Origin of the sequence: Chryseobacterium foetidum, from assembly GCF_025457425.1 — a bacterium.
GTDB lineage: Bacteria > Bacteroidota > Bacteroidia > Flavobacteriales > Weeksellaceae > Chryseobacterium > Chryseobacterium foetidum.
Window position 1 is genome coordinate 1,588,814 of record NZ_JAMXIA010000001.1, and the last position, 26,233, is coordinate 1,615,046.

24 protein-coding genes are annotated in these 26,233 nt (G+C 36.0%); 8 read left to right on the top strand and 16 right to left on the bottom strand.

Features of this window, described 5'->3' with window-relative positions; all coding sequences use genetic code 11:
• Positions 1-12: 12 nt before the first annotated feature.
• From pdxA to NG809_RS07470, 6 genes are all read left to right on the top strand, one after another.
• Positions 13-1,104 (top strand): 4-hydroxythreonine-4-phosphate dehydrogenase PdxA, encoded by a 1,092-nt coding sequence (gene pdxA / locus NG809_RS07445; protein WP_262149410.1) that lies wholly within the window; start codon positions 13-15, stop codon positions 1,102-1,104.
• Between the two features lie 83 nt (positions 1,105-1,187).
• Positions 1,188-1,712: a YceD family protein gene (locus NG809_RS07450; protein WP_262149412.1), complete on the top strand. Its 525-nt coding sequence runs from the start codon at positions 1,188-1,190 to the stop codon at positions 1,710-1,712.
• 59 nt (positions 1,713-1,771) lie between these two features.
• The gene (gene rpmF, locus NG809_RS07455) at positions 1,772-1,975 is read left to right on the top strand and encodes a 50S ribosomal protein L32 (RefSeq protein WP_262149414.1); all 204 of its coding nucleotides are present in this window, start codon (positions 1,772-1,774) and stop codon (positions 1,973-1,975) included.
• Between the two features lie 126 nt (positions 1,976-2,101).
• The gene (gene accB, locus NG809_RS07460) at positions 2,102-2,584 is read left to right on the top strand and encodes an acetyl-CoA carboxylase biotin carboxyl carrier protein (RefSeq protein ID WP_262149415.1); all 483 of its coding nucleotides are present in this window, start codon (positions 2,102-2,104) and stop codon (positions 2,582-2,584) included.
• Between the two features lie 82 nt (positions 2,585-2,666).
• Positions 2,667-4,022: an acetyl-CoA carboxylase biotin carboxylase subunit gene (gene accC, locus NG809_RS07465; protein WP_262149417.1), complete on the top strand. Its 1,356-nt coding sequence runs from the start codon at positions 2,667-2,669 to the stop codon at positions 4,020-4,022.
• Between the two features lie 939 nt (positions 4,023-4,961).
• Positions 4,962-5,789, top strand: a complete 828-nt coding sequence (locus NG809_RS07470) for an endonuclease/exonuclease/phosphatase family protein (RefSeq protein ID WP_262149419.1) — start codon at positions 4,962-4,964, stop codon at positions 5,787-5,789.
• A gap of 33 nt (positions 5,790-5,822) precedes the next feature.
• Here the strand turns inward: NG809_RS07470 and NG809_RS07475 are convergent, their stop codons facing one another.
• The 12 genes from NG809_RS07475 to folE form a co-directional block, all read right to left on the bottom strand.
• Positions 5,823-6,467, bottom strand: coding sequence for a response regulator transcription factor (locus tag NG809_RS07475; protein WP_262149421.1), 645 nt, complete (start codon positions 6,465-6,467; stop codon positions 5,823-5,825).
• A gap of 2 nt (positions 6,468-6,469) precedes the next feature.
• A complete protein-coding gene (locus tag NG809_RS07480; RefSeq protein ID WP_262149423.1) occupies positions 6,470-7,249 on the bottom strand; it encodes a sensor histidine kinase in 780 nt (259 codons plus the stop codon).
• Positions 7,228-7,896, bottom strand: a complete 669-nt coding sequence (locus NG809_RS07485) for a hypothetical protein (protein WP_262149424.1) — start codon at positions 7,894-7,896, stop codon at positions 7,228-7,230. Before NG809_RS07485 ends, NG809_RS07480 begins: the two co-directional genes overlap by 22 nt.
• Before the next feature lie 13 nt (positions 7,897-7,909).
• The gene (locus tag NG809_RS07490) at positions 7,910-8,398 is read right to left on the bottom strand and encodes a hypothetical protein (RefSeq protein WP_262149425.1); all 489 of its coding nucleotides are present in this window, start codon (positions 8,396-8,398) and stop codon (positions 7,910-7,912) included.
• A 169-nt stretch (positions 8,399-8,567) separates the two neighbouring features.
• The gene (locus NG809_RS07495) at positions 8,568-9,077 is read right to left on the bottom strand and encodes a ferritin (RefSeq protein WP_262149426.1); all 510 of its coding nucleotides are present in this window, start codon (positions 9,075-9,077) and stop codon (positions 8,568-8,570) included.
• 192 nt (positions 9,078-9,269) lie between these two features.
• Positions 9,270-9,734, bottom strand: coding sequence for a hypothetical protein (locus NG809_RS07500; protein ID WP_262149427.1), 465 nt, complete (start codon positions 9,732-9,734; stop codon positions 9,270-9,272).
• A 180-nt stretch (positions 9,735-9,914) separates the two neighbouring features.
• Positions 9,915-10,967: a hypothetical protein gene (locus NG809_RS07505; protein WP_262149428.1), complete on the bottom strand. Its 1,053-nt coding sequence runs from the start codon at positions 10,965-10,967 to the stop codon at positions 9,915-9,917.
• 137 nt (positions 10,968-11,104) lie between these two features.
• The gene (locus tag NG809_RS07510) at positions 11,105-13,759 is read right to left on the bottom strand and encodes a 4-alpha-glucanotransferase (protein ID WP_262149429.1); all 2,655 of its coding nucleotides are present in this window, start codon (positions 13,757-13,759) and stop codon (positions 11,105-11,107) included.
• Between the two features lie 125 nt (positions 13,760-13,884).
• Positions 13,885-15,051 (bottom strand): T9SS type A sorting domain-containing protein, encoded by a 1,167-nt coding sequence (locus NG809_RS07515; protein ID WP_262149430.1) that lies wholly within the window; start codon positions 15,049-15,051, stop codon positions 13,885-13,887.
• A gap of 249 nt (positions 15,052-15,300) precedes the next feature.
• Positions 15,301-16,767, bottom strand: coding sequence for a cysteine--tRNA ligase (gene cysS / locus NG809_RS07520; RefSeq protein ID WP_262149431.1), 1,467 nt, complete (start codon positions 16,765-16,767; stop codon positions 15,301-15,303).
• 98 nt (positions 16,768-16,865) lie between these two features.
• Positions 16,866-17,342, bottom strand: coding sequence for a hypothetical protein (locus NG809_RS07525; RefSeq protein WP_262149432.1), 477 nt, complete (start codon positions 17,340-17,342; stop codon positions 16,866-16,868).
• Positions 17,343-17,347: 5 nt separating this feature from the next.
• Entirely contained in the window at positions 17,348-18,016 is a 669-nt protein-coding gene (folE, locus tag NG809_RS07530; RefSeq protein ID WP_262149433.1) for a GTP cyclohydrolase I FolE, read from the bottom strand.
• Positions 18,017-18,116: 100 nt separating this feature from the next.
• Here folE and NG809_RS07535 point away from each other — a divergent pair, with 100 nt between their 5' ends.
• Both NG809_RS07535 and NG809_RS07540 read left to right on the top strand, forming a co-directional pair.
• Positions 18,117-19,268, top strand: a complete 1,152-nt coding sequence (locus NG809_RS07535; protein ID WP_262149434.1) for a hypothetical protein — start codon at positions 18,117-18,119, stop codon at positions 19,266-19,268.
• 16 nt (positions 19,269-19,284) lie between these two features.
• Positions 19,285-19,776 (top strand): hypothetical protein, encoded by a 492-nt coding sequence (locus NG809_RS07540; protein WP_262149435.1) that lies wholly within the window; start codon positions 19,285-19,287, stop codon positions 19,774-19,776.
• 49 nt (positions 19,777-19,825) lie between these two features.
• Here the strand turns inward: NG809_RS07540 and metF are convergent, their stop codons facing one another.
• The 4 genes from metF to NG809_RS07560 all read right to left on the bottom strand — a co-directional run bounded on the left by metF (position 19,826) and on the right by NG809_RS07560 (position 26,208).
• Positions 19,826-20,782 carry a methylenetetrahydrofolate reductase [NAD(P)H] gene (gene metF, locus NG809_RS07545; RefSeq protein ID WP_262149436.1) on the bottom strand — a complete coding sequence of 319 codons (957 nt, stop codon included), beginning with the start codon at positions 20,780-20,782 and terminating at the stop codon, positions 19,826-19,828.
• Between the two features lie 7 nt (positions 20,783-20,789).
• A complete protein-coding gene (locus tag NG809_RS07550; RefSeq protein WP_262149437.1) occupies positions 20,790-22,154 on the bottom strand; it encodes a Fic family protein in 1,365 nt (454 codons plus the stop codon).
• A 69-nt stretch (positions 22,155-22,223) separates the two neighbouring features.
• Positions 22,224-24,890: a methionine synthase gene (gene metH, locus NG809_RS07555; protein WP_262149438.1), complete on the bottom strand. Its 2,667-nt coding sequence runs from the start codon at positions 24,888-24,890 to the stop codon at positions 22,224-22,226.
• A gap of 226 nt (positions 24,891-25,116) precedes the next feature.
• Positions 25,117-26,208: a fatty acid desaturase family protein gene (locus NG809_RS07560; protein WP_262149439.1), complete on the bottom strand. Its 1,092-nt coding sequence runs from the start codon at positions 26,206-26,208 to the stop codon at positions 25,117-25,119.
• Between the last annotated feature and the right edge of the window lie 25 nt (positions 26,209-26,233).

The window sequence follows — 26,233 nt, forward strand, 5'->3', positions numbered from 1 at the left end:
AAGATAATCAAAATGACCCCACAAAACCATAAAGTGCGAGTAGGAATTTCAATAGGTGATTTTAACGGTATCGGGCCGGAAATCATCATGAAATCTCTGAAAGACAAAACCATCACAGACTTTTTTACGCCAATTATTTTTGGTTCGGGGAAGCTTTTCACTTATCAGAAGAATATTTTTAAATTAAATTTAAATTTCAACTACATCACAGAAGCCTCTCAGGCTCAGGCCGGAAAGCTGAATATGGTGAATCTTGTGAAAGACAATTCCAATGTAGAACTCGGAAAACCTACGGAAGAATCTACGAAAATGGCAATAGATTCTCTTGAAGCAGCTACAGAAGCGTTAATGAAGGGCGAAATTGACGTTTTGGTAACTGCACCGATCAACAAAGACGAGATGGTGAAGATGGGATTCAAACATGCAGGTCATACAGGTTATTTTGAAGAAAAATTCAATAAAAAAGGGCTGATGTTTCTGGTAACTGAAGATTTGAAAGTAGCAGTTTCCACACACCACATTCCTATTTCTCAGGTTGCTGAAAATATTTCAAAGGAAAAAATAAAAAAACAAATCAAAGCACTGAACCAAACCCTTATCGAAGATTTTGCGGTTACAAGACCGAAAATTGCAGTTTTAGGTTTAAATCCACATTCCGGTGACGGAGGCGTGATCGGTACCGAAGAAATTGAAATTATTTCCCCAGCCATAAAAGAACTTTCAGACAACGGAATTCTGGCATTTGGCCCTTATCCCGCCGACAGCTTTTTCCAGCCTGAAAAATACAGAAGTTTTGATGCCGTTTTGGCGATGTACCACGATCAGGGGCTTGCTCCGTTTAAAACAATTGCATACGAGGAAGGTGTAAATTATACCGCAGGATTGCCTTTCATCAGAACTTCTCCCGATCATGGAACGGCATACGATATCGCGGGGAAAAATGTGGCTGATGAGCATAGTTTCAGCGAAGCGATTTTCACAGCTATCAAAATTTTCAATCACCGTGCAGACCATAAAGATTTAATGGAAAACCGTCTTAAACCTAAAAGAATGCCGTCTGATAACGGAATTGATGAAGATTTGCCTGTAGGAAACGATTTATAGATTCTGCAAAAGAATAAAAATTAATTTGTTATGAAAATTATTTGTAATATTAAAAAAATTGCATATTTTTGCACACTCATTTTATGGACAAGTTAAGAAACTATGATGTAAGCTTTTCCGGACTGAAAACCGGCAAGCACGAGTTTAAATTTGATATAGATAAGGAGTTCTTTCAATTATTTGACACTGAACAGGAGTTTACAAATCCCAAGATTGAAGTGGATGTTTTGCTTGATAAACACACTACTTTTTTAGAATTTGAAATTAAAACTGAAGGTACAGTAGAATTGGTTTGTGACATTACAAACGAAAATTTTACACATCCTGTAGAAAATCAGATCGGTATTCTGGTGAAATTTGGAGAAGAATATGATGACAGCGAAGAAGATGTAATCACGATTCCTGCAAATGATCACGCTTTTAATATTTCGCAATTGATCTATGAAAACGTAGCACTCGCAATACCAATGAAAAAAGTATCACCCAATGTAAGTGATGAAGATCTGGAAATTCTGGAGAAGTTCAGCCCGAAAGACAGTGTAGAAGACAAAGAACACGAGAGTGACCCGAGATGGGATGCTCTGAAAAATTTAAAAAATAAAAATTAAATAATTTAATGATGAGATGATGAATCTCATCGCTCATCACTAAAAAAAGTTATTACAAAATGGCACATCCAAAGAGAAGACAGTCGTCTACAAGAAGAGATAAGAGAAGAACTCATTACAAAGCTGTAGTTCCTCAGTTGGCTAAAGATGCAACATCTGGTGAGATGCACCTTTACCACAGAGCTCACTGGCACGAAGGAAAACTTTACTACAGAGGTAAAGTAGTAATGGAAAAAGAAGTAGCATCTACTGAAGAAAACTAAGAGCCGTTTTCACCCGAAAACACTCGTTTTAATACAAAAACCGCCCGATTTTGATAAAATTTGGCGGTTTTTTGTTGTTTTTTATGTTTTTTTGGTATCTTTGACCCAAATCAAATATCAATTTTTATGGACATTAAAGACATACAGAATCTTATCAAGTTTGTATCTAAAGCTGAAGTTTCAGAAGTAAAATATAAAACCAAAGATTTCGAAATCACCATTAAAACACCACTTGGAGGTAATGAGGTAAGCTATGTTGCTCAACCGCAAATGTATCAGCAGGCTCCACAGCAACAAGTTCCGGGACACGCTCCTGCTGCGGTTTCTGCAACTCCTGAAAAAACTGAAGCTGCTTCTGACGACAGCAAATTTATCACTATCAAATCTCCAATGATCGGAACTTTCTACAGAAAACCATCTCCGGATAAGGATGTTTTTGCTAATGTAGGCGACGAAGTTTCTGTTGGAAAAGTAGTTTGCGTAATTGAAGCAATGAAGTTATTCAACCAAATTGAGTCTGAAGTAAGCGGTAAAATCGTTAAAATTTTAGTTGACGATGCTACTCCTGTAGAATACGACCAACCTTTATTCTTAGTAGATCCATCTTAATTATAATTGATTAATGATGATTGATAATTGAAGAAAAAATCAATTTCAAATTTCAAACTTTCAAATTTCAAATTAAATTAAGATGTTCAAAAAAATATTAATTGCCAATCGTGGCGAAATTGCAATGCGTATTTTACGTACTTGTAAAGAAATGGGAATCAAAACTGTTGCGGTATATTCTACTGCCGACAAAGACAGTCTTCATGTAAGATTTGCTGACGAGGCTGTTTGTATCGGCCCTGCAATGAGCAAAGATTCTTACCTGAAAATCCCAAACATTATTGCTGCTGCAGAGATTACCAATGCAGACGCCATTCACCCGGGTTACGGTTTCTTATCTGAAAATGCTAACTTCTCAAGAATCTGCGCTAAAAACGGTATCAAATTTATTGGTGCAAGTCCTGAGCAGATCGAGAGAATGGGAGACAAAGCCAATGCCAAAGCGACCATGAAAGCGGCAAACGTACCTTGCGTACCGGGTTCTGAAGGTTTGATAGAATCTTACGAACACGCTGTGAAAATCGCCAAGGAAACAGGCTATCCCGTAATGATCAAAGCTACTGCCGGTGGTGGTGGTAAAGGGATGAGGGCTGTATGGAAAGAAGAAGACCTTAAAGAACACTGGGAATCTGCCATTCAGGAAGCTGTGGCTGCCTTCGGGAACGGAGGAATGTATATGGAAAAACTGATTGAAGAGCCAAGACATATCGAAATTCAGGTTGCAGGTGACCAGTTTGGTAAAGCCTGTCACCTTTCTGAAAGAGACTGTTCTGTACAGAGAAGAAACCAGAAATTAACCGAAGAAACGCCTTCTCCATTCATGACTGACGAGCTTCGTGAGAAAATGGGTGAAGCAGCAGTGAAAGCAGCAGAATTTATAGGTTACGAAGGTGTGGGAACAATTGAATTCCTTGTGGACAAGCACAGAAATTTCTATTTCATGGAAATGAATACGAGAATTCAGGTAGAGCACCCGATCACGGAGCAGGTTATTGATTACGATTTGATCAGAGAACAGATTCTTTTGGCAGCAGGAACTCCTATTTCAGGAATCAACCACTATCCGAAGCTGCACTCTATCGAATGCAGAATCAACGCTGAAGATCCTTACGCAGATTTCAGACCTTCACCGGGAAAAATCACTGGATTAAATATTCCGGGAGGACACGGTATCAGAGTGGATACTCACGTTTATTCAGGTTATACCATTCCATCTAACTACGATTCAATGATTGCAAAACTGATTACTACGGCGCAAACCCGTGAAGAGGCGATTGCTAAAATGAAACGTGCTTTGGAAGAGTTCTACGTGGAAGGTGTAAAAACCACAATTCCTTTCCACAGACAGTTGATGGAAGATGAACGATATCTGTCCGGAAACTACACCACAAAATTCATGGAAGATTTTGTAATGGACAGAAAATATGATAATCATTAAGATTATTTTATTATAAATATAAACCGCCTCTTTTGGGGCGGTTTTTTTTCATAATTACTTCAAGCCTTTCTTCATCCTAATTCAAACAGTTTGTTATTCTCCGTTTTAAGTCTGATAATTTATGTAAAGTTTCAGTTACAGCCGTGAATCCATTTTTGAACTTTAGATATTGATCCCGTGATTTAATTATTTTAGCTACTTTTGAATCTCTTGTTATCTCAAATTTTTCAGTATACAGTTACGTTCCCCCGCTTCCGTGGCTTTTTCTTTTAAAAAATCAATTTCTAAAATTGTAATATTTTTTATCTTTATAAAAACATACAACGATGCGTAGACGACAAATTTTCTATTGAGATGGATCAGAGTGAATTTGTTTTCAGCAAAGACAAAAAATCTTTCAACATCGCACATGGCGGTAACGATGTGAAGTTTACTAAAGAATGAGCTCAATTATCAGATAACATAAAAGTCCGTTTCAATTAATGTGAAACGGACTTTTTTATTGTTTTTATGCCATTGCGAGGAGGAAAGGCTGCCTTTTTCCGAAGGTCTGGACAGGCTGTACTTCACAATAACCTTTCAAAGCTATCACAATGAAATATAAAAATCATCGAGACCTTTTATCCAAATCGTCAGGAAGTTTTGCTGAAGTCCCCGAGAGCATTTACCAAACTCCCCGTTATCTTTTTTAAAATCGTTACTGAGCATTTTTAAACTCCCCGTTATCTTTTTAAAAATGCTCACTGTCTATTTTTAAAACTGCAGGAAGTATTTCTTGATTATATTAAAATAAGCTTATTAAATTTTGCTAAGGCTCATTCGCACATCTTTGTTTTAGGGGTTGAAATTTCAGAGTTTGTCAGAAAAATTAATGTTTAAATAATTATTTTAAAACTTAAAATTGCTTCTGAAATTATATTTTTGTTTTAAATTTAAGATATGAAGAAATTAATAATACTGTTCTCTGTTCTGAGCTTTTCAATATCATTTTCTCAGGATTTAAAAGTAATGTCATTCAACATCAGACTTAATGTAGAATCTGATCAGGACAATGCCTGGCCGAAAAGAAAAGAGGAAGCACTTGCACTTTTAGAATATTATCATCCTGATGTTTTGGGCGTGCAGGAAGCTTTGCCGGAGCAGATGAAAGATATGAAGTCAGGACTGAAAAACTACGATTTTGTAGGCGTAGGACGTGACGATGGAAAAGAAAAAGGTGAGTTTTCAGCGATTTTTTTTGATACCCAAAAACTTCAGATTATCAAATCCGGTACATTCTGGCTTTCTGAAACACCGGAGAAACCTTCGAAAGGATGGGATGCTGCGCTCAACAGAATCTGTACTTATGCCATCTTTAAAGATTTAAAATCAAAAAAAGAATTTCTGGCAATGAACATTCATTTTGATCATGTAGGAAATGTGGCGAGAGTAAAATCTTCAGAATTAATACTTAAAAAGGCTAAAGAATTAAATCCTAAAAATCTTCCTTTGGTTCTGACCGGAGATTTTAATTTAACCGAAGACACAGAACCTGTGAAAATACTGTCTCAAAATCTGAAAGACACTTTTTATCATTCAGAAAAGAAACATTACGGTCCGAAAGGAACGTTTACCGGTTTTAATGTAAACGAAGTTCCGAAAGACAGAATTGATTATATTTTTGTGAAAGGTTTTAAAATTAAATCTCAAAGACACATCAATGACAGACGTGAAAATCTGCTTTATCCGTCAGATCATTTTCCGGTTTTTTCTGAACTGAGTTTTTAAAATAAAAAAGTTGCTCTCTGGAAGCAACTTTTTTTATGTTTCTGCAAAACCGTTTTTTATAGCGAATATTGCGAGTCCTACGCGGGTTTTCAGATCAAATTTGGCACAAAGTGAATCGCGGTAGCTTTCTACAGTTCGCGGACTACAGCCCATCTCCAGCGCAATTTCCTTATAGCTAAGTTCCGTGGCGGTGAAGCTCAGAAATTCTTTTTCGCGGTCTGAAATTTTTGTCCCTTCGATAACTTTTGGTTTGCTTTTAATATTTGAAAAGATAATTTTTGAAGCCCAATCCGGATAGTAAAAACCTTCAGCTGTAAGCTGGGAAAGTGCATTTTCAAGATCTTTCGGATGGGAATTTTTCAGAAGATAGCCTTTGGCTCCATTTTTTATCATTTTAATAACGCTGTTGTCGTCATCCTGCATGCTGAGCGCCATTACTTTTATTTCCGGATGGTTTTCTGTAAGCCAGAGAACGGTCTCAAAGCCATCCATCACAGGCATACTGATATCAAGCAGAATGATTTCGGGAATTCTGCGGTTGACTGCAAATTTATCGATAAGATCCTGCCCGTTTTCTGCACAGTAAATGACTTCAAAATCTGTGAAATTATCGATAATTCCTTCCAGCGCTTTTGCGATCAGAATATGATCGTCTACAAGAACAATTGTTTTTTTCATGGTTATTTGTTTAAAACAATTTTAAGCGAAGTTCCAATATTTTTTTCACTTGTCAAAGTAAAATGAGCACCAATGATCTTTGCGCGGTTCTTCATGTTGGTAAGCCCTATTCCGTTTGATTTAATCTCGTTGGCATCAAAACCTTTTCCGTCATCGTTTATTGAAAGTTTCCATTCTGTCTCAGCGTCAGATTTTAGATTGATAAAAACATTTTTGCATTCAGAATGCTTCATGCTGTTTTGGATAAACTCCTGAATAATTCTCAGTACAACACTTTTATGTTCAAAATTCAAATCTGAATCCTCAAAATTATGTTCAAATGAAACCTCACATTTTTTCAAAGCATTGGCTACGTTTACCTCATCCTGAATCAACTCTGTAATTGGGATTCTGCTGATTTTATTGTCGGTAAGTGATTTGGAAAGGCTGCGGAGCTCATCAATTGAATGGTTGATAATTTCTGAAACCTGTTCGATTTTTTCATTGATATCCGGAAATTTATTTTCGTGAAGAAGCTGTTGTGTGTAAAGACTTACAAGAGTAAGTTTCTGCCCGATGTTGTCATGAAGTTCTCTCCCGATTTGCTTCATCGTAGATTCCTGTATTTCAAGCTGTGTGGCGAGAAGTTCTTTCTGATGAATTTCGTTTTTAATCTGAATTTCGGATAGATATTCTTTCTTTCTCTGCTTGTACTTTCTGATGTAAATCGTTATGGCTACAATAAATCCCAAGAAGAAAATATTGAAGAGTATAACGGTAATTAAGAGCTCTGTTTTTTCCATACCTCAGCATTTTCTTTTCCTAAAATAAACGAAATCGCAAACAAAGTGTACATTACGATCCCTGAAATCTGAAAGTAAATATAGTAAATACTGAATAAATCTTTAAGCTGAGCAAAGACGCTCCAGAAAGAAAAAAGAGGTAATGTTCCGATATAAAAGACCGTAACTCCCCAGTTGATATAAAAGAACCGGTTATCACTGAAATTCAGAATGTTTGACGAATTCACCTGTCTGTAATATTCGAGAACGACGAGATATAGCAAAAACAGTGAGCCTAAAGTATAATTTAGCGAAAAGACAATTTTCTTTGAATTGAAAAGCATTTCATGTGGTATAAATGACAGAAGATATACCACTGAAAATATGTAAAAAAGTTTCGGCCTGTTAAATGATTTTGCAGCATAAAGCCAGTAGAAAAATATAAATTGCGCAGGAATCACAAGATAATTGTAAAAGTAAACTTTGCCATCTCTGGAAAATATATTTTGTCCGGCTAGCGTTTCGCTTAGGAAGATAAAAACAAGGTAAATTGCAAAATATTTCCAATAAGTACTTTTCACCTGTGGCAGATACAGCAATGCTACCAAAGCTGCCAAGCCCTCGCTTCCGTAGAAAACGTAATCTAAGATATGCCGAAATAACTCCATTTACTATTTAATTTTAATATGATTCTCCATCACAGTTATCTGGTGGTGCAAGCGTACCGTGATTTTGAGCCATTGCATTTACTGTAGCCAAAGCTAGTCTTCTGTCGTCAGTGCTTTCCAATGGATTAAAATCTCTGTGGATTGTCTGCCCGGATGAACTGTCTTTTTTTGTAGGAATCATGATGAGGGTATGACATTTGTGATATTCTTTTTTCACATTCGAATTTTCGAAATTCTCCGGATAGGCCGCGTAATACATTCTTATTCCCAAATCTTCATCCGTTACCGATGAATCTGAACTTCCTGCCAGATTTTCTATATCAGCTATAAATTTTTTAAGCTTTGGCAAATCAAACCAAATCGAGTGAGCATCTTTTACTCCCAGATTATCTGCCGTGCATTGCAGCTGATTGGTTCTGTACTGCTCTACTGCGGCTTTAATAAATTCTACACTCAGGCTGTTTGCGCCTTCTCTTTCTCTTGAATCAAATTCTTGTCCCATGATGTTAATTAGTTTTCTACAAAAATGAAGAAAATTCAGTTACCAAAAAACAGTATTTTCCCTATTTCGCTACCGTATTTTTACGGATACTTTTTTTGAGACTAAAATCAGACAAAGAAAAACCCCGAAAAGATAAATTTTCGGGGTTTGAAATATTTTAATTTACGATTTAAGCTTTAGTATCCGGCACAAATTTTCTTGTTGCCAGCTCCTGATCAAAAAGATATAAAGCCGAAGGGTTATCACAAACCATTTTGATTTTAGTTACATATTGCGAAGCACTTGCCTCCTCTTCTACCTGCTCGTTGATAAACCACTGCAGGAAAGAAGTTGTTGCAAAATCTCCTTCATCGTTTGCATTTTTCACAATGTTGAAAATACTTCTTGTTACTTTCTTTTCGTGCTCAAGTGCTTTTTCAAAGATATCTGTGGCATTCAGAAATTCATGAGGTGGTTTTGCTATTTCTCCGATGATGATTTCTCCGCCTACGTCATTTAAGTAATCAAACATTTTGTCGGCGTGCATCAGTTCTTCTTTGCTCTGAACTCTGAAGTAATTGGCAATTCCGTCCAGATCTCTTGCAGAAAACCAAGCCGACATTGAAAGATAATATTGAGCAGCATATTGCTCGTGCGCTATTTGTTCGTTTATAAGTGTTGCAATTTTTTCGCTTACCATAATTTTTAATTTATGATCAAATTTACGGAATATAAGGCGGTTGGTAAAACGATGAAAGAAATTTAATTTTAGATTAGATAAAAATTAAGACTTAATTTCACATCTAAAATAACCGTTAAATCAAATGAAAAAGAGCGGAAAACAAATTTTCCGCTCCTAACCACACATTAAAAAATCTAAACTATGAACTCACTATTTGGTAGGCTCCACAGCCGTTCTCATTGGCTTGTGGTGAGGTCTGTCGCCTTTGTGTTTTCTGTCTTTCATCGCCATTTTTCGCTGTTCCATTTTTGCGTTTCTGTCGGCTTCCCATTTTTTGTACTGTTCAGGATTCAGAATGCTTTTCATTTCATTATCCATTTGTACTCTTTTGTCTTTCATCTCCTTCATTTTGGCCATTCTTACATCTTTATTTCTGTCGAATTCTGCTTTTCTTTCTGCTCTTTTTCTGTCTTGAAGTGCCTGTACTTTGGCTACCTGATCTTTTGATAAATTTAAGTCTTTCTGCATTTTATCTAAATGATCCTTTTGCTTCTGCTGCATTTTTTGCTGCATTTCAGCTCTTTTAGCTTCTCTCTGTTCAGGCGTATGATTTTGTTGAGCCATTGCTAAACTTCCGAATCCTACTAATGCGATTGATAATATTAATTTTTTCATTTTATTAAAGGTTTAATTAATTGTTTTCTATTGGTTTGATGTAGAATTAATTCAAAAGTTAAAAATTAAATTCATAAAAAATGTTAAATTTTATTGACGATAATTCATGAAAATTTGAAAATAAAAAGAGAGTAGATAAAAAATCTACTCTCTACACCACTCAAATATAATATATGAAAACTAATTTCCTGCTAATCGGGTTCTGAACCCTCCGCTTCTTTCTCCACCACCGGAATTTCCCCTTCCAGACGGACTTTCACTGCGTTGTGGTTTAGATTCTCCTCCATTTCTGAAGCCTCCACCCGATCTTGGTGTACTACTCTCGTTTCTCGGAGCACGTGTTTCATTTCTGAATCCTCCACCTCTTGGCGCACTGCTTTCAGTTCTCGGCTGACTGCTTTCATTTCTGAAACCGCCACTTCTCGGCTGACTGTTCTCTGATCTCGGCTGACTGCTTTCGTTTCTAAAACCGCCATTGCTGCGAGGTTGAGAATTGCTGTTGTCTCTAAAACCTCCATTTGAAGGTCTTGTTCCCGAGTTATTATTATCTCTGAAACCACCGTTCGGATTTCTAGTTCCACTGTTTCCTGCATTTCCTCTGAAACCTGATTCGGAATTATTTCTGAAGCCTGAACCTCTCACCACATTTAAAGTTGGGTTTTCTGTTCTTCTGAAATCTACCCGGTTTACTTTATAAACATTAATGTTCACATTTCGGTATCTCGGAGTAACTCTGAATCTTGGTGTGTAATAACTTCTTCTGTAATTCTGGAAGTAGACAATCGGAGCGTTTCCTCTGTAATAGTTATTCTGAAAAACCACAAATACTCTTGGTCCCATAATTCTTTCCAAAGCATAGAATCTGTCATAATACCATCTGTCCGGATTGTAGCTGTAGAAATTATTCCACGTTGCAAAATTACTGTAGAGGCTGTTCAGATATAAAATCTGATCGATCTGCCATCTCGTTAACCTGTTTTGTCTGAAAAACACATTCCAGTTGATATTGGTAACTGAGTTTCTGTAATCATTGTAGTAGCTCTGATAATAATCCTGCGGATAATAATCCTGTGGATAATTGTAGTAATAGTCGTCAGGGAAATAATTCTGATCATCTTCATCACTGTAATATCCGTCGGAGTAGCCATTATCTCCGTATCCGTAATTTGGATATTGCTGAGCAAACGACAAAGTCGACAAAGTCAAAGCAAATCCCAAAAGTATTTTTTTCATTTCTATAATCATTAATTGGTTAAATGTTTGGAATCTCTCAATTCTATCTTTTGGATATAGATAAAAAAAAGAAGTTAAATCTTTCGATAAAACTTCTTTTAAATTTAAACTAACTAATTGATAATCAATTGTTAAATTTATAATCTTCCGCTGTCTTCAATCCAGTTTCTGATCTTTCCGTTAAAGTTTTCAGCTTTATTCAGTTCTTCAAGCCCCAAATGCATTCTGTATCTCCAGTAGTGTGGGAAAACGGCAGGATTATTAATTCTCTCATTATCAATATTCGGATTTGAAAGTTTCTCATCCGTCGCTAAAAATTCCTGAATCGGGAATATTGACAGCATCGCATCATTGTACAAATGCTGCTTCATAATCATCTCAGCAAAATAGGGCTCAAGATTTTCGGGAGCTTTGCCATGTTGATGAAGCTGTTGATTAAAATATTTCTGAGTAAGATTCGAATCTTCTTTCCACCATTGTCTCAGGGTCGAACTGTCGTGAGAAGAAGCCGTCACAACATTTAAGTATTCGGCTTTTTTTGGATTGTAAAAAGGAATATTATCTGAAGGCATTCTCTGGACTTTCAAAGCTATAATTGCCAATTCATCCATCACTACAGGAACACAATCCGGTACAAGACCAAGGTCTTCCCCACAAATCAACATTTCTGTAGCATTGAGGATCACCGGAAGTTTTTCCATTGCTTTTTCGTACCATAAACCATCCTGTCTTTTGAAGAAATAGTCATGATATAAATTGTAAATCGTGCGTCTCTCCCAGTCTGAAAGAAACTGATAAGATTCCGTTTTGTAAACATTAAATCTTGGATGATAAACGGTTTCGCCATCTTTTTCTTCCGTTAAAAACAAAACATTAGCTGCCAAAGAAATCAATTGTTCAGCCAATTCTTCTTCGTTCTTGTTTTTCTTAAAATGATCTGAAAGTTTTCTCTGAGTATCAAATTCAGGCTTAAAAGAATAAGTTTCATTCTGATTCTTATTTAAATACGCTAAAGCTTTTTCCTGATTTTCGCCAAAGTATTTATTTAAAATCTGATCGTTGATAAACGGTTTGCAGTAACGGTCAAAATCAAATGGAAGATGAAGTTTTCTGAATTCCTCATCCGTAACAGGAACGGCAGGATAAAAATATCCCAAAATCCCTTGTGTAGCCGAGATCGGCATTCGCCAGATCCTGAAAAATCCAAGAATATGGTCAATTCGCATCGCATCAAAATACTGTTCCAAAGCTTTGAATCTGTTTTTCCACCATTGGTAGCCGTCATTTTTCATCGCTTCCCAATTGTAAGTGGGAAATTCCCAGTTTTGCCCTAAATCAGTAAACTGATCTGGTGGTGCACCGGCTTGAAAATCCATCCCGAACAGTTCAGGTTCCGTCCATGCTTCTACAGAATAACGGTAAATTCCGATAGGCAAATCTCCTTTGATTGAAATTCCTAAACCATGCATGTAATCAACCGCATCCTTTAACTGCTTATGAAGCTGAAACTGCACCCAAGAATGCAGCATTACCGCCTCATAATCTTTATTTTTAACTGTAAAAAGCTGAGAAATTTTTCCGGCAATGTATTTTTTATGGGTTTTCCATTCGCCGAAATTTGGAGTTTTGTATTTGTCTCTTAAAACACAAAAGGCAGCATAAGGTGTAAGCCAGCTTTCATTATCTTTTAAAAACTTTTTAAAGTTTCTGTCTTTAAAAATCTTTTCCTTTTGTTCCTCAAAAACGGCTTTTATAAACTTCCATTTTCCGGAGATCATTTTTTCGTAATCGATGAGTTCCAGAGAATTCAATTCTTCTTTCTGAGCATTGTATTCTTTAACTAAATCCTTCGGCAAAGCATAATCTAACTTTGTCAGAGAAAGATATTGTGGATGCAGAGCGTAAACGGAAACCGCTGCATAAGGATAAGAATCTGTCCATGTATAATTGGCAGTCGTGTCGTTGATCGGCAAAATCTGAATTATTCCCAGGCCAGTTTCCCTGTTCCAGTCTGCCATTTTTTTCAGATCAGGAAATTCACCTACACCGAAACCATCTTCCGTTCTTAAAGAAAATACAGGCACCGCGACTCCGGCATCGTGATATATCTGATAAGCTTTAAACTTAAAATAATGATCAGCAACAATATGAAGAACGTCTTTATTAGAATTCGGATAAGCCAGCCTGTTGGCTCCGGATTCTACGTCAATCACCTTCTTTTGAACCGTATCGTAAATGCAGTATTTATATTCTACCGGATAATGCTCAGGAATTTCAACTGAAGCTTCCCAAATACCAAAATCAGTCTGAGAGAAAACAATTGCTCTGTTATAATCCCAATTCCCAAGCGATTCCGAACTTCCGAAAAGCGCAATTTTCCACTCGGGATGATAAACCGGTGCAGAAATTTTGAAAAGGTGGGTATGTTTTTTCAGGATGATGTTTTTTTCAGGTTTAAAACCTGTCAGCTTATTTTTTAAAATCTTGTTGGTAAGATAATTTTCAGGAAAATTTTTCTTGTTCCAGACATCTGTAATGGCAAATTCCTTGTACGTGTGCGGGAAAGACAACTGGTGATTTACACCTTCTTCAGAGACAGTTTTGCCCTGCTCATCTTTTACACAGTATTTGTACGAAATTTCTTTGGAAAAATAATCAACTTCTGTTTTCCACACGCCAAAGTCAGCTGCCTGCATCTGGTGATCCTGCTTTTCCTGCTCGTCAGAATTAATTGTAATAAATAAATTTTCTCCCTGTTTTGCAATATATCTTATACTAAAATATAATTTCATCTATATATTTTTGGATAAAAATAGTGTTTTATAAGTTAAAATAAATGCTTTCTGCATCAATTATTCATTAAAAAAGCCTTCCAAAAAGAATTCGGAAGGCTAACACATAAATGGCAAAATTTAACTTATTTTGTTTTTAGAACTTTTTTCGTGGCAATTACCTTTCCTGAGGCATCAAAAATACTTACTAAATAAGCACCCTGAGAAAGATTTGACAATTCAATTCTTTCATTAAGATTTCCGTCTTTTACTGATATTTTTTTGCTTAAAACATTCTTACCGGAAAGATCAAAAATTTCAACTTTTATATTTCCTTTTATTTTAGTCTGATTTAAATTTACATAAATGAAGTTTTCATCCACTCTGGTCGGATAGATTTCTGCGTTGATTACCGGAGTCGTTTCCACCGCTTTTCTGTCGTTCAGAAAATATTTACTCGCCAAATCATAAATATGAAGATTTGTTTCTCCCGCCAGTTGTTTAGCTTCAAGACTTTCGAAATTCACTTCAAATAGAGCGTTTCCTTTTGCACTTCCCACAACAATTTTACCTTTAGAATTCACCGCTGCACCGTTCACAGAATAATTTTCCGGAAGACCAGAGATTTTACCTAAAAAGTATGCTTCCAGATTTTTAGGAGATACTTTAAACACATTTCCTGAAGCAGCAAAAACATAGAAATTACCTTCTGCATCAGAAATCATATCACCTCCAAAGCCTGTTTCCATCGCAGTAAATGAGTTTTTACCGTTGGAAGCAGCGTCTTTCACAATCCCAAGATCCGCAACAGAATACTGTCCGTTTTTCTTTGAGATCTTCAGAAGCTGAGTTCCTGCGTTATTTAGAGCATAGATTGCTCCGTCATGACCCAAAGTCATTCTCGTAATGTGAGAATTGATGTCGCAGGAAGTTACCTTTGCCACATTATTTTCAACCAAGGTTATCTGCTTTGTTTTTTGATTTAAAACATAGATATTGGAAGAAAACATCGGCATATAAACCAAATTTTCCTGTGACAAATCTGTTGCCAGCGCCGCCAGATTCATCGCCTGAGAATTTCCGTAAGATGCTTTATCTTCAGCAACTTTTGCTCTTGAATTTTGCGAAAATACTTCAGATTGCGAAACTGAAGTAAAAATCTGTGTTACAGAACTACCATCCGCATTCATCGAGCGGATATCACTGAACTCAATTCTTGGAGTATCTTTACCTGCCAGTGCGAAAATATCCTGCTGTGCATTGACTGTATTTCCAAGTACCAGTAAGACAATAGGGAATAAAAGTTTTTTCATATTATAAAATTTTAAGTGTAATTGTTTTAGTCTTACTAAGTTAAACATTTTTTGAATTGGAAAGAATTTTTTTTTCGAGGTTGAGGTTAAGGCTAAGGCAAAGGTTAAGGTTAAGGTTGAGACCATGATTGAGAATATTTCATTTGTTCATGGCACAAAAAATCCCGCAGGTTTTGAGGATTGAGAAGATGATTTAGTAAAATCTGCTTAATCTTTAAAATCTGCGAGAGATATATTAAAATGAATCTCTTAATTTAAAACATAGGAAGTTCCGTCTCTTCCGTCTTTCAGTTCAATACCTTCAGCCAAAAGTTTGTCTCTAATTTGGTCTGAAAGTTCGAAATTCTTTGATTTTCTTGCCTGATTTCTCAGTTCAATTAAAACCTGTAAAGTTTGGTCGAGTTTTTCATTATTATTTTCTTCAATATTCTGAAGTCCCAAAACATCAAATATCAGAGCATTTAAAGTTGATTTTAAATCTGCTAAATCTTCAGTGGAAACTGTTTCTTTTTCGTCTTTTAGAGCAAAAATAAATTTTACGGCTTCAAATAAATGTGCAATCAAAACCGGTGAATTGAAATCATCTGTTAAAGCATCATAAGCCTTGGTTTTCCATTCTTTAAGATTAAAACCAGATTCTTTTTGATCATTTGGTGTGATGGAATTCAAAACTTTTACAGCTTCCATCAATCTTGTAAAACCTTTTTCACTTGCCAACATCGCATCATTGGAAATATCCAAAACACTTCTGTAATGTGCCTGTAAAAAGCAGAAACGAACGATCGTGGGATGAAATGGCTTTTCAAAGAAGTCATTTTCTCCGGAAACCAATTGTTTGGGTAAAATATAATTTCCGGTCGACTTGCTCATACGCTGGGAATTCATCGTCAGCATGTTGGCGTGCATCCAGTAGTTTACAGGTTCCACTTCATTACAGGCTTTTCCCTGTGCAATTTCACATTCGTGGTGCGGGAATTTAAGATCCATTCCACCTCCGTGGATGTCGAATTTGTCGCCCAGATATTTTGTACTCATTGCAGTACATTCAAGGTGCCATCCCGGGAAACCTTCTCCCCAAGGGGAATTCCAACGCATAATGTGAGCCTGAGAAGCTTTTTTCCAAAGCGCAAAATCCTGTGGGTTTTTCTTTTCGCCCTGTCCGTCAAGATCTCTGGTGTTGGCAAAAAGTTCTTCGACATTACGTTTTGAAAGCTCGCCGTAATTTAATCCTCTTTTATTGTATTCAAGAACATCAAAATAAACCGAACCGTTGCTTTCATAGGCAAAACCTTTCTCAATTAATTTTTGAGTCAGTTCAATTTGTTCAACGATATGCCCTGTTGCTGTAGGCTCAATATTCGGAGGCAGAAGATTGAACATTTCAAGGACTTTATGAAAATCAACTGTATATTTTTGAACGATTTCCATTGGCTCGAGCTTCTCAAGACGGGTTTGCTTCACGAAACGGTCGTTGTTCACGTCTCCATCGTCGGTAAGGTGCCCTGCATCAGTAATATTTCTTACGTATCTTACTTTATAACCCAAATGCATTAAGCTTCTGTAGATAAAATCGAAAGAAAGGAAAGTTCGCACATTTCCCAGGTGCACATTGCTGTAAACCGTCGGTCCACAAACGTACATCCCGACGTTATTTTCGTGGATTGGTGTGAATATTTCTTTTTCCGCTGTGAGCGAATTGTATATTTTTAGTTGCATTATTTGATTTGAAATTTGACGTTTGAAATTTAAAATTGATTCACGAAAATGTGCCACAACAAATAATGGTTGCGATAAAAATTTGGTTTGAAACTTTTTTAAACTTTATCATTGTTTATATTTATTACATTAGATTTTGAAGCGCCAATGTCGTCTCTTAAAATTAAAATATCTTGATAAAGTTCTGTTAAAACTCTATTTCCACCAATATCAGAATAATTAACTTCTGAATTTATAAGGGATATAAGTTTTTCTTCGAATTTACTTAAACATCCAAATTCTTCTTCAAGATCATTTAGATTTAAAGGATCCATTGGATTTAAACTTATTTTTTCTAATTCTTTTCTTCGGAAAATTTTGATTAACAATTCATAAATTTCAAAATCCTGAATTTCAATCTCTAAAGTTCCCTTTTCAAAATTATATTTTACTTCAATATAATCTTTGACTTGAGAGAAAATTTCAATGAAATTCTTTTCATTTTTTATCACAATTACATTTTTGAAATAAGATATTTCATGTCCATATCTTTCGGAAAGTAATCTAATATTTCTTTTTATAATCTGACTAATCATCACATTTAATAATCCAGTTTCGCATGGCTTCCTACGTAATGAAGGAATTCCTGTCTTGTAATAGGATTGGTTCTGAAAATTCCGCTTAATTCTGCTGTGATTGTTGAACTTGCAGTATCTTTTATTCCTCTGCAGTTTACACAAAGGTGTTTTGCATCGATAATGCAGGCAACATTCTGAGTTCCTAAAGCATCTTTCAAAGCATCAACAATCTGCATCGTCAATCTTTCCTGCACCTGTGGTCTTTTTGCGTAATAATCAACAATTCTGTTGATTTTTGAGAGTCCGATCACGTCGCCGTTTGAAATGTAGGCAACGTGTGCTCTTCCGATGATGGGCAAAAAGTGATGTTCGCAGAATGAGTAAACTGTGATGTCTTTTTCCACCAACATCTGGCGGTATTTGTATTTGTTTGAAAATGTAGAAATTCCCGGTTTGTTTTCCGGAAGAAGTCCGCCAAAAATTTCGTTGACATACATTTTTGCAACCCTTTTAGGAGAATCTTTTAATGAATCATCAGTCATATCAAGACCTAAAGTTTCCATGATTTCTCCGAAGAGTTGGGTAATTTTTTCTATTTTTTCCTGTGGCGATTTCTCAAAGGCATCTTCACGAATCGGCGTATGCTCTTTCCCTGTGAAAATATCATCATCGTTATCGGTAAAATCAACCATTTTTATTTATTTTGCAACAAAAATACGGATAAAATTAATTCTATATTTTAATTTGCCCCAAATTTGAATTACCTTTCACCTCATATTAGCCTGAAAAATTATGATCATTGCAGAAGAAGTACTGAGTAGCGCACAAAAAAAGGAATTTCTGGAGTTTCCAGCGAGACTTTATAAAGATGACAAAGCGTATATCCGGCCTTTAGACAAAGACATTGAAAGCGTTTTTGACAACAGCAAGAACAAGTGTTTTACAACTGGTGAAAGCAAAAGATTTTTGTTTAAAAAAGATCATAAAACAGTTGGAAAAGTTGCCGTTTTTATCAATAAACAATACATCGAAAAACAGCCAACCGGCGGGATCGGATTTTTCGACTGCATCAAAGATCAGGAGACTGCCAATTTCATATTTGACCACTGCAAAAACTGGCTTCAGGAAAGGGGGATGGAAGCGATGGACGGCTCAATAAATTTCGGGGAACGCGACAGATTCTGGGGTGTTTTGATTGAAGGTTTTTCTGAACCTCTGTACGGGATGAATTATAATTTCCCTTACTACAAAGATCTTTTTGAAAATTACGGTTTTCAGATTTACTACAATCAATTGTGTTTCAGCAGAAAAGCTCATGCTCCTACCTCACGGATTTTTAATATTATGCACGCCAAACATTCTAAAAACGAAAATTTTTCTTCAAAGCGCGTAACGAAAGGCAATATTGATAAGTTTGCAAAAGATTTTTATACAATTTACAATAAATCATGGGAGAGCCACGGTGGTGGAAAGCAGATGTCTCTGGACGATGTGAAGAAGCTTTTCAACACCATGAAGCCTGTGATGAATGAACATATTGCATGGTTCGCTTATGAAAATGAAAATCCGATTGCGATGTGGATCAATATTCCTGATCTGAATCAATGGTTTAAATATTTAAATGGAAAATTTGGATTTTTTGATAAACTGAAGTTTCTTTATTATAAAACATTTAAACATAATTCAAAGTTTGTTGGTTTAATTTTTGGTGTTCTTCCGGAATGGCAAAATAAAGGTGTTGAAGGCTACCTGATTGTGGAAGCTGCCAATCATTTCCGTGTCGCAACAAAATTTGAAGATTTTGAGATGCAGTGGATTGGTGATTTTAATCCAAAAATGCTCGGTTTAGCTAAACATTTAGAGACTGAAGTAACAAGAAAGCTGGCAACCTACCGATATTTGTTTGACCGAACAAAGGAGTTTGAGAAACATCCTGCAGTTTAATTTTAAATGACAGATCATGGATTCACTAATTTTTTTCTTTATCGCAATTATATTTTTCATCCTGTTAATTCCGGTAATTATTCTTTTGATAGCCTATTTTGCGGCACAGAGCAGAAAAAAGAAACAAAAAATTCTTCTTGACGAGGTTGGAACAACTGAATTTCACGCTTTTGTAAGGTATAATCTGGGGAACGCGCAAAGTGAGTTTTTTAAACTGAAAGCATTTCAGGGAAGTGGGATTATTTATATTGAAGACCGAAAAATAGTTTTCAGGGATACATTAAATCAACATCCGCACACGTTCAATTTAGATGAAGCTTCAATAAAATGGGAAGACATCAATCTTTTAAATGGTCTGTTGAAATGGTTTTCAGTAAGCGATGAAACCAAGAAATATTATTTTAATATCGACAGTGGAATGTTTATTTTTAATACCAATTCTTCCAAACCAACGACGAAAAGTGTTTTTGATAAACTGATTCAATACCAAACAGATTACAAACAATAAGGCTTCGGAAAAATTCCCGAAGCCTTATCTTTTCACTTTTACTGACTATTTAGAATAGCTCTCCGGCTACTTTTTTAATATTATCACTCTTACCCATCGAGTAAAAATGCAGTACAGGAACGCCGAAATCGAGCAATTCCCTGCATTGGCTGATGGCCCATTCCACGCCGATCTGTTTCACAGCTTCATTGTTTTTTGCGCTTTCTACAGCGTTGATTAAGTCTTCAGGCAGATCAATTTTGAAAACCTGCGGCAGTAATTTTAAATGTTTTTTAGTGGCAATCGGTTTTATACCTGGAATGATTGGAACGGTGATTCCCATTTCACGGGCTTTTGTTACAAATTCGATGTATTTTTTATTGTCAAAAAACATTTGGGTTACGATGTAATCTGCTCCTGCATCTACTTTCTGCTTGAGCCATTTCAAATCGTAATTCATTGACGGAGCTTCCATGTGTTTTTCGGGATAACCGGCAACTCCGATGCAGAATTTGTTGTTATCATCGCAAGCCTGATCATCGTGAAGATATTTTCCTCTTCCCAAATTATTGATTTGATTCACCAAATCCATTGCACTGGCGTGACCGCCGGGAGTGGCTTCAAAATACTGATGCCCTTTCATCGCATCGCCTCGCAATGCCATAATATTATCAATCCCCAAATACATACAGTCTACCAAAAGATATTCTGTTTCTTCTTTGGTGAAACCTCCGCAAAGCAGGTGAGGAACGGTATCTACTCCATATTTATGTTGAATTGCCGCACAAATTCCCAAAGTTCCGGGACGCATCCTTGTAATTCGGCGTTCCATTAAACCGTTTCCTTTGTCGATGTAGATGTATTCTTCTCTTGAAGTCGTCACGTCGATGAATGGAGGTTTAAATTCCATCAAAGGATCGATGTTGGTATATAAATCTTCAATTCCGATTCCTTTTTGAGGGGGAACAACTTCGAGGGAGAAAAGCGTTTTGCCGTTGGCGTTTTTTATATGGTCTGTAATTTTCATTTATAAGTTATTCTTCTGTATTTATAATACCATGAATCTTAATGATATTAATTAAGTAGTAAATCACTGATGGTGTTATTTCTTCATAAACAATTTTGGCATTTTCACTATAAAAAAAATCTCGTTCAAAAATTAAAACATCTTCATTATCAACTAATTGATATCTTATTGATTTCTTATTTAATAGTATTTTCAAATCAAAGTTTATTTCAAGTTCTTTTTTAACCAAACCATTTAAAATAAAATAAAATCTATATAAAATATTTCCATATTCAATTTGGTTATTATACATCAAATCTAAATTCATATCACTAAGTGAATGATATTTCGGATCTTGTAAGGGGATTTTTTCAATTAATATAATTTTATATTCTTGAAAAAGCTCCCCAATCTTACTGACTTTAGGTATCAGATATTGCAAAAAATCTTTTACATAGTTGGTTAGTAAGAAATCTTTATCTTTTTCAAAGTCTACAGTTTTAATATTTTGAACCTGCATTTGTTTGGTGAACAACTCAATCTCCTTATCTAAATCATCTGCTTCATTGATATTTTCTCCGTTAATTGCTTTTTGCATAATATCCAGACTGAAGCCAATATTTTCTGCAAATAGCCTTATCAAATCGTCGTAGATTCCATTATCAGCAATATTTAACGCTGAGTAATATTGAATTTTATCCTTATTTTTAATTACAATAACTGGATATTGATGTTTAAGCAAGATAAAATTGCTCAGAATTCTGGCTAATCTTCCGTTTCCATCATCAAATGGATGAATTGAAGTAAACTTATGATGGAAAATAGCAGAAATAATAATTGGATGCAGATTTTCTTCCTCAGTATTCCTGTACCATTCCAAAAGATTGTTCATCTCAAAAGGAACTTCTTCGGGATTGGTGTAATAATGAATGTCCCCGGAAACTGTTTTCACATGATTGGGCGAAATTTTATATTGTCCGATTTTAATTTCTTTTTGAAACTCAATCCCTTCAGGTGAAATCGTTTGTGAAAAATAAGGTTCAACTAAAATTATTTTATGTAAATCCTTAATGTCACTTTCTGAAAGCGGACGATCTTCTTTAATTAATTGCAGCATGAAACCTATTGCTTCGTTATGCCCTTTAATATCTAAATGATCTTTGAAAGGTTTTCCTTTAGCGGTCAAGCCAAAGTTTAAAAAAGCGATTGTTTCGCCGTAACTCAACTGATTACCTTCGATTGCATTTGAATTATAATTCCAGTCTAATTTTAGTTTCTGAAAAATTTTAGTTTCCAATTCTTTAGAAAACGGACGGTAAGAATCGATTGACTTTTTTTGCTCATCAATCGTTCTTATTTCATCTAAATTTTCTAATATTTTGATATTTTTCATAATTGTTTTTATTTACAAAAATAGAATTTAATCCCTCAAATTCATATAATTCCAAATCTGTCTTCTCATCTAAAATCCATCTGCTAAATTCGGATTCAGCCATTTTCTCGCTTCCTTTAAAGAAATTCCTTTCCTTACTGAATATTCTTTCAACTGGTCTTCTGAAATTTTTCCTAAACCGAAATATTTGGCGTGCGGACTTCCAAAATAATATCCGGAAACAGCTGCTGTCGGGAACATCGCTAAACTTTCAGTAAGATAAACGCCGATTTCTTCTTCCACATTTAAAAGATCCCAAATTGCGTGTTTTTCCAAATGGTCAGGACACGCGGGATAGCCGGGAGCAGGACGAATTCCTTTGTATTTTTCGGCAATTAACTCTTCGTTGCTTAAATTTTCCTGATTGGCATAGCCCCAATATTCTGTACGGACTTTTTTGTGTAAAAATTCGGCGTAAGCTTCTGCAAAACGGTCGGCAATCGCTTTTACCATGATGGCGTTGTAGTCGTCATTGTCTTTTTCATACTGATCTGAGAGTTCATCAGTTCCGAAACCTGTGCAAACACAGAAAGCGCCCATGTAATCGGTCTTTCCTGAACTTTTTGGTGCGATAAAATCACTTAATGCGATATAATCTTTCCCTTTTGATTTCTGAACCTGCTGTCTTAAAGTCAAAAACTTAACTTTTTCCTGATCATTTTCATCATAAATTAAAATGTCATCGGTTTCGTTTGAATTGGCTTTAAAAATTCCGAAGACTGCTTTGGCAACCAACAGTTTTTCGTCAACTATTTTCTTTAAAATTTTCTGTCCGTCTGCAAACAGCTCTTTTGCCTGTTCACCGACAACTTTATCATCAAAAATATTCGGATATTTCCCATGCAGATCCCAGCTTCTGAAAAACGGCGACCAATCGATAAACGGAATCAGTTCTTCCAAATCCTGATTTTCAAAAACCTGAATTCCTAAATTATTTGGAGTGAAAATTTCTTCGTTTTCCCAATCGATTTTGAACTTATCTTTTCTTGCGTCTTCCAGTGAAACATAGTTTTTATCAACCTGTCTGTTCAAAAACTTTTCACGGAAATCTGAATAGTCATTTTTCAGATCGTCAACATATTCTTTATTACGATCTCCCAACAATGAACTTACCACATTAACCGCTCTGGATGCATCATTTACGTGAACGACGGCGTTTTTATATTTTAAATCAATCTTTACAGCTGTGTGAGCCTTTGAAGTTGTTGCACCACCGATCAGCAAAGGGAAATTTAAATTCTGCCTCTCTAGTTCTGAAGCGATGTACACCATTTCATCCAAACTTGGTGTAATTAATCCGCTCAGACCGATGACATCGACGTTATGATCAATCGCTGCCTGAATAATTTTCTCGGCAGGAACCATCACGCCCAAATCCACAATATCATAATTATTACAACCCAAAACCACACTCACAATATTTTTTCCGATATCGTGAACGTCACCTTTTACGGTTGCCATTAGAATTTTTCCGTTGGGTTTCTGAGCGACGTCTTTTTCAGCTTCAATAAATGGCTGCAGATAAGCAACCGCTTTTTTCATCACACGGGCAGATTTCACTACCTGCGGAAGGAACATTTTTCCTGCACCGAAAAGATCTCCTACAACACCCATTCCGGTCATCAGATTGACTTCGATGACGTGAAGAGGGCGGTCAGCAAGCAATCTGGCCTCTTCCACATCTTCTTCTATGAAACGGTCAATTCCTTTTACGAGAGAATGCGTGATTCTTTCCTGCAAAGAATGAGTACGCCATTCGAGCTCCTCAACTTTTTCTTTTTTAACCGATTTATTTCGTTCAGAATAATCCAAAAGCCTTTCAGTAGCATCTTCTCTTTTGTCGAGAATAACATCTTCAACGAGCTCGAGAAGTTCTTTATTAATTTCATCATAAACCTCAAGCAACGCAGGATTTACGATTCCCATGTTCATGCCCGCCTGAATCGCGTGGTACAGAAAAACCGAGTGCATCGCTTCACGTACCGTATCATTTCCACGAAACGAGAACGAAACATTGGAAACTCCTCCACTGACTGAAGCATAAGGAAGATTCTGTCTTACCCATCTCGTAGCTTCGATGAAATCGATTGCGTTCCGACGGTGCTCATCCATCCCAGTGGCTACGGGGAAAATATTTAAATCGAAAATAATGTCTTCAGCAGGAAAACGAACAATTTCGGTTAAAATTTTATAGCTTCTTTCGCAGATTTCGAGCCTTCTGTCATACGTATCGGCCTGCCCTACTTCATCAAAAGCCATAACAATCACGGCTGCTCCATATCTTTTGATGGTTTTTGCCTGTTTTATGAATTCTTCTTCACCACCTTTCAAACTGATGGAATTCACCACGCATTTTCCCTGAACAACCTGCAAACCGGCTTCCAGAATTTCCCATTTGGAAGAATCGACCATAATTGGGATTTTGGAAATATCCGGTTCGGAGCCAATCAAATTCAGGAATTTAATCATGGAAGCTTTTCCGTCGATCAAACCGTCGTCAAAATTCACATCAAGAATCTGAGCACCGCCATCCACCTGATCTCTTGCGATATCTAAGGCTTCAGAAAATTTCTCTTCTTTTATTAATCTTAAAAACTTTTTAGATCCGGCAACGTTGGTTCTTTCGCCCACGTTGATAAAATTTGATTCCGGAGTAATAATCAGAGGTTCCAGCCCTGATAATTTTAAATATTTCATTTTTATTTATGTAACAATTTATCAATTTAACAGTACACCAATGTTTGGAATCGCTAAACTGATTTGTTTTTAATTTAAATTTTTAATCATCATTTTAAATACTAAGTACACTAAGTTTTTTAATGCTTATTGTTTTAAGTTTTACGAACCGTTAAACCTGTAAAAGCAAGCTAAGTTCTTTATCTTAAACAGTACTCAATATTCATCTTTTTTTATTTTAAACCATTTATTCTTCTAAAATAAAATAAGCGTTGTTCGCATTTTGCTTCAGCAAATCGACGTGTTTGCCCAAAGCGGTAAACATTGGAAAGCGTTTGTAACCCAAATTGTTTTCTTTGGCAAACTGCTCAATTTCCTCTGTAATTTCGTTGTAATACATATAGCTGTAGTTTGGGAAAAGATGATGGGCAACGTGAAAGTTGAAATTTCCCAACACATTTCTCACAAACCAGTTGTTTTCTTTTAAATCATTCGTCACTTCGAGCTGATGACGGATCCAGCTGAACGGGAGTCCGTTTTTTTCATCTAATTTCGGAAAGGCATTGTCTGGCAGCGGATGTAGTGGCAACAGTACAAAAAGCGCAAAAATGCTCGCTGCAATTACCTGTAAAAACCATGCACCCAAAGCCAACCCCAAAGAAACCTTTAAAAATAAAACCGGCACGGCGATTTGGTAGAAGAAGTAAAATAATTTAAAGCAAATCATCTTAATTTTCTCTGAAACCGGAATTTTGCCCTGCGTTTTTAAAATCACTCTGTCGTTATCAAAAAAATCTCTGAAATCCCTGATAAACATCCAGTTGAACAGATATAAAGGATACACCAGAAAGAAAAAGAAGTGTTGGTATTTCTGAATTCCTTTAGCCTTGATCCATGGCACAATCAGTAAAAGACCGCTCTGCTCGATGTCGGTATCCCAGCCGTCCACATTCGGATAGGCGTGGTGCGCTGCGATATGTCTTTTTTTCCAGATGTAGGAATTGGCTCCCACAAAATCGAAAATCTGCAGCACAAAACTGTTGAGTTTTTTATTTTTAAAAATATTGTTGTGAGCCGCCTCGTGAATCAGATTTAAATAGATTAAAACCAGAGAAATTCCCATCAGAACAAAACTGGAAATGTAAATCCAAGGTCTGTCTGCATTAAAAAGTGCAAACACATACAAACCAAAATAGACCAAAGGCAAAATAATGGCTTTGATCTGGATGTAAATATCTCTGTTTTTGGGAAGTTTTTCTACGCGCTCGTTCACTCTTTTTCTCAGTTCATTAAACAGTTTTGTATCGTCGGAATTTTTAAGGTAAAGTGGCTTGTCCATAAGATTGTTGATTTGATTTTAAAAA

Excerpts from the sequence above, each read along its gene's own strand:
- pdxA (WP_262149410.1), top strand. The coding sequence starts at position 13 with ATGACCCCACAAAACCATAAAGTGCGAGTAGGAATTTCAATAGGTGAT.
- NG809_RS07450 (WP_262149412.1), top strand. The coding sequence starts at position 1,188 with ATGGACAAGTTAAGAAACTATGATGTAAGCTTTTCCGGACTGAAAACC.
- rpmF (WP_262149414.1), top strand. The coding sequence starts at position 1,772 with ATGGCACATCCAAAGAGAAGACAGTCGTCTACAAGAAGAGATAAGAGA.
- accB (WP_262149415.1), top strand. The coding sequence starts at position 2,102 with ATGGACATTAAAGACATACAGAATCTTATCAAGTTTGTATCTAAAGCT.
- accC (WP_262149417.1), top strand. The coding sequence starts at position 2,667 with ATGTTCAAAAAAATATTAATTGCCAATCGTGGCGAAATTGCAATGCGT.
- NG809_RS07470 (WP_262149419.1), top strand. The coding sequence starts at position 4,962 with ATGAAGAAATTAATAATACTGTTCTCTGTTCTGAGCTTTTCAATATCA.
- NG809_RS07475 (WP_262149421.1), bottom strand. The coding sequence starts at position 6,467 with ATGAAAAAAACAATTGTTCTTGTAGACGATCATATTCTGATCGCAAAA.
- NG809_RS07480 (WP_262149423.1), bottom strand. The coding sequence starts at position 7,249 with ATGGAAAAAACAGAGCTCTTAATTACCGTTATACTCTTCAATATTTTC.
- NG809_RS07485 (WP_262149424.1), bottom strand. The coding sequence starts at position 7,896 with ATGGAGTTATTTCGGCATATCTTAGATTACGTTTTCTACGGAAGCGAG.
- NG809_RS07490 (WP_262149425.1), bottom strand. The coding sequence starts at position 8,398 with ATGGGACAAGAATTTGATTCAAGAGAAAGAGAAGGCGCAAACAGCCTG.
- NG809_RS07495 (WP_262149426.1), bottom strand. The coding sequence starts at position 9,077 with ATGGTAAGCGAAAAAATTGCAACACTTATAAACGAACAAATAGCGCAC.
- NG809_RS07500 (WP_262149427.1), bottom strand. The coding sequence starts at position 9,734 with ATGAAAAAATTAATATTATCAATCGCATTAGTAGGATTCGGAAGTTTA.
- NG809_RS07505 (WP_262149428.1), bottom strand. The coding sequence starts at position 10,967 with ATGAAAAAAATACTTTTGGGATTTGCTTTGACTTTGTCGACTTTGTCG.
- NG809_RS07510 (WP_262149429.1), bottom strand. The coding sequence starts at position 13,759 with ATGAAATTATATTTTAGTATAAGATATATTGCAAAACAGGGAGAAAAT.
- NG809_RS07515 (WP_262149430.1), bottom strand. The coding sequence starts at position 15,051 with ATGAAAAAACTTTTATTCCCTATTGTCTTACTGGTACTTGGAAATACA.
- cysS (WP_262149431.1), bottom strand. The coding sequence starts at position 16,767 with ATGCAACTAAAAATATACAATTCGCTCACAGCGGAAAAAGAAATATTC.
- NG809_RS07525 (WP_262149432.1), bottom strand. The coding sequence starts at position 17,342 with ATGATTAGTCAGATTATAAAAAGAAATATTAGATTACTTTCCGAAAGA.
- folE (WP_262149433.1), bottom strand. The coding sequence starts at position 18,016 with ATGGTTGATTTTACCGATAACGATGATGATATTTTCACAGGGAAAGAG.
- NG809_RS07535 (WP_262149434.1), top strand. The coding sequence starts at position 18,117 with ATGATCATTGCAGAAGAAGTACTGAGTAGCGCACAAAAAAAGGAATTT.
- NG809_RS07540 (WP_262149435.1), top strand. The coding sequence starts at position 19,285 with ATGGATTCACTAATTTTTTTCTTTATCGCAATTATATTTTTCATCCTG.
- metF (WP_262149436.1), bottom strand. The coding sequence starts at position 20,782 with ATGAAAATTACAGACCATATAAAAAACGCCAACGGCAAAACGCTTTTC.
- NG809_RS07550 (WP_262149437.1), bottom strand. The coding sequence starts at position 22,154 with ATGAAAAATATCAAAATATTAGAAAATTTAGATGAAATAAGAACGATT.
- metH (WP_262149438.1), bottom strand. The coding sequence starts at position 24,890 with ATGAAATATTTAAAATTATCAGGGCTGGAACCTCTGATTATTACTCCG.
- NG809_RS07560 (WP_262149439.1), bottom strand. The coding sequence starts at position 26,208 with ATGGACAAGCCACTTTACCTTAAAAATTCCGACGATACAAAACTGTTT.